A 2,035-nucleotide genomic window follows, 5' to 3' on the forward strand; every position below is an offset into this window, starting at 1 on the left:
CGGTCACCGTCCAGCCGCCGGCCGACTCCGGCTTGGCCCACGGGCTCTCGGTGGCCGCCTCGCGCGACCACGGGCTGTTCGGCCCGGACGCCCCGGAGGTGTCGGCGGCGGTGACTCCCGTTCCGGCGGCGCCGACCCCGGTCGGCTGGCTCCCGGCTTCGCCGGGTCCGGGCGCGTCCCACCCGGCGTGGTCGGCGGGGTGGCTCACGGGTCCGTGGTCGGCCGGGCGGCCCACGGGTCCGGAATCGGCGGGGTCGCCCACAGGCCCTGGGCCGCCCACAGGCCCTGGGTCGCCCACAGGCCCTGGGGCGGCCTGGCCGGAGCCCGACCCGCCCGGGCGGGACGCCCCGGCGTCGTTCTCCTCGCCCGTGGCCTGTTGCTCCGGGCGTCGCCAGGTCTCGTCGTCGGGGCTGCCACCGCTCGGCGTCGTCACGCCGTCCGACGCTACCAACGCCCCGGCCGGTCGGCCGCCCGACACCGACACCTCGGCGCGTACCTCTTGCGCGGCGGGGCTCCGACCCGCTGCCGGGCCCGACGAGATCGAGTGGCCGTTCAGGGTTGCCCCCGGTCCGTGCCGGGCTGTTCGGGATCACGGTGCAGTCCGCGCCGGGCTGTTCCCGATCGCAGCCCTGGCGGCGCCGGACGTCGCGGGGTCGAGGTGGCCGCCGTTCCGGCGGTATCGTTGCTGCTCGTGACCGACCCCGGCATCCGGGCACCGCGCGGCGACGACGACCGCGTGGTCGACCTCAGCGAAGACTTCGTGGTGCTGCCCGAACAGACCACCGACGACACCGACCGCGGCTGGGGCGAGCGCCCCGGCGGCAACGACGACTGGCTGCTCGCCGAGCGCCCGCCGCACTGGGACTGACCGCGGCTCCGCGTCACCCGCGTACGACCACGGCGAAGCGGCTGCCCTCCGGCAACCCGACCGCCCGGCGCGCCTGGTCGGGCGGCAGCGCCAGGTAGAGCGCGGAGGACCCGTCGACCGCCCCGGCGGCGCCGACCACGTCGAGCACCAGCGCACGCGGCGCCAGCAGCGTAGGGTCAGCCGACCCGCCGGCGGGCACCACCATCAGGTCGACCCGGGCACCTGGACGCAGCACCGCGAGGGCGGCCGGCTCGGCCAGCCGGATCGGCACACCGACCGCGCCGGCCGGCAACGCGCGTGGCCCGTCGGGCGGCGGACCGGCCGGCGTTGTCGAGGCGGCCGGGGGAGCCCCGGGTTGGCAGGACGGAGGTGTCTGGAGCACCGCCGCGGCCAGTCCCAGCAGCACCGCGACGAGTGCCACCCGCAGTAGCGTCCGGCGTCGCGGCAATCCGCGCCAGCGGACCGGACGCAACGTCGCCTCGCCACCCGCCACCGCTGCCTCCCACCGTCGGCCAACCTTCCGACCCGCAGGCTAGGGCCGAGCCATCGTCGCCCGCGGCCCCACCGCTTGCCCCTGTGGATAACCCGCCGTCCTGTGCACAACCGCTGCCCGGGCGGGGTCCGGCGCCACCACTTCGGGGAGGTGGTCACATCCGGAGTGGCCGGGGCCGCCAGTTCGGGGAAGTGGCGCTATCCGGGCGAGCTGATGCAGCAACCTCGCCGAGGTGGTGAGCAGCGCGCGAGTGGTCGGGAGCGGGCGCTCCATCGTGCGGGGCGGCCATACGCAACGTGGCCGCCCCGGAAACGGGACGGCCACGAGCGCGAAAGCGTTGGTCAGGAGGAACTGGACGCCGCCGGCGCCTTGCTCGCCGTCGACCCCGAACCCGAACCAGAGCCGGAACCCGAACCGGACGACGACCCCGAAGAAGAGGACGACGACGAACCGGACGAGGACGAACCAGACGACGTCGAACCGGACGACGAGGACGACTCGGACTTGGCCGGCTTGTTCGCGGCGCTGCTCCCGTTGTCGGACCCGGACGTACGGGAGTCCGTGCGGTAGAAGCCGGAGCCCTTGAACACGATGCCCACCGAGTTGAAGAGCTTTCGCAGCCGCCCCTCACACGCCGGGCACTCGGTCAGCGGGTCGTCCGAGAAGGACTGCAC

The 2,035-nt window shown here is 75.4% G+C and carries 3 protein-coding genes and 2 pseudogenes; 2 read left to right on the forward strand and 3 right to left on the reverse strand.

Annotated features, from left to right (window positions below; genetic code table 11):
* Nucleotides 1–208 (reverse strand): annotated as a pseudogene (locus KBX39_RS29815) (hypothetical protein); the annotation flags it as partial.
* Between the two features lie 483 nt (nucleotides 209–691).
* Between KBX39_RS29815 and KBX39_RS29820 the strand changes: the two are divergent.
* Nucleotides 692–868 (forward strand): hypothetical protein, encoded by a 177-nt coding sequence (locus KBX39_RS29820; protein ID WP_166455806.1) that lies wholly within the window; start codon nucleotides 692–694, stop codon nucleotides 866–868.
* A 13-nt stretch (nucleotides 869–881) separates the two neighbouring features.
* On the opposite strand, the gene KBX39_RS29825 is transcribed toward KBX39_RS29820, so the two are convergent.
* On the reverse strand, nucleotides 882–1,289 hold the full coding sequence (locus KBX39_RS29825) for a flagellar biosynthesis protein FlgA (protein WP_312247515.1): 408 nt from the start codon (nucleotides 1,287–1,289) through the stop codon (nucleotides 882–884).
* Between the two features lie 222 nt (nucleotides 1,290–1,511).
* Here KBX39_RS29825 and KBX39_RS34160 point away from each other — a divergent pair, with 222 nt between their 5' ends.
* Nucleotides 1,512–1,931, forward strand: coding sequence for a hypothetical protein (locus KBX39_RS34160; protein WP_312247516.1), 420 nt, complete (start codon nucleotides 1,512–1,514; stop codon nucleotides 1,929–1,931).
* A gap of 14 nt (nucleotides 1,932–1,945) precedes the next feature.
* Here the strand turns inward: KBX39_RS34160 and KBX39_RS34165 are convergent.
* Nucleotides 1,946–2,035 (reverse strand): annotated as a pseudogene (locus KBX39_RS34165) (FmdB family transcriptional regulator); the annotation flags it as partial.

The organism is Micromonospora sp. D75 (genome assembly GCF_018070405.1).
Lineage (GTDB): Bacteria > Actinomycetota > Actinomycetes > Mycobacteriales > Micromonosporaceae > Micromonospora > Micromonospora chalcea.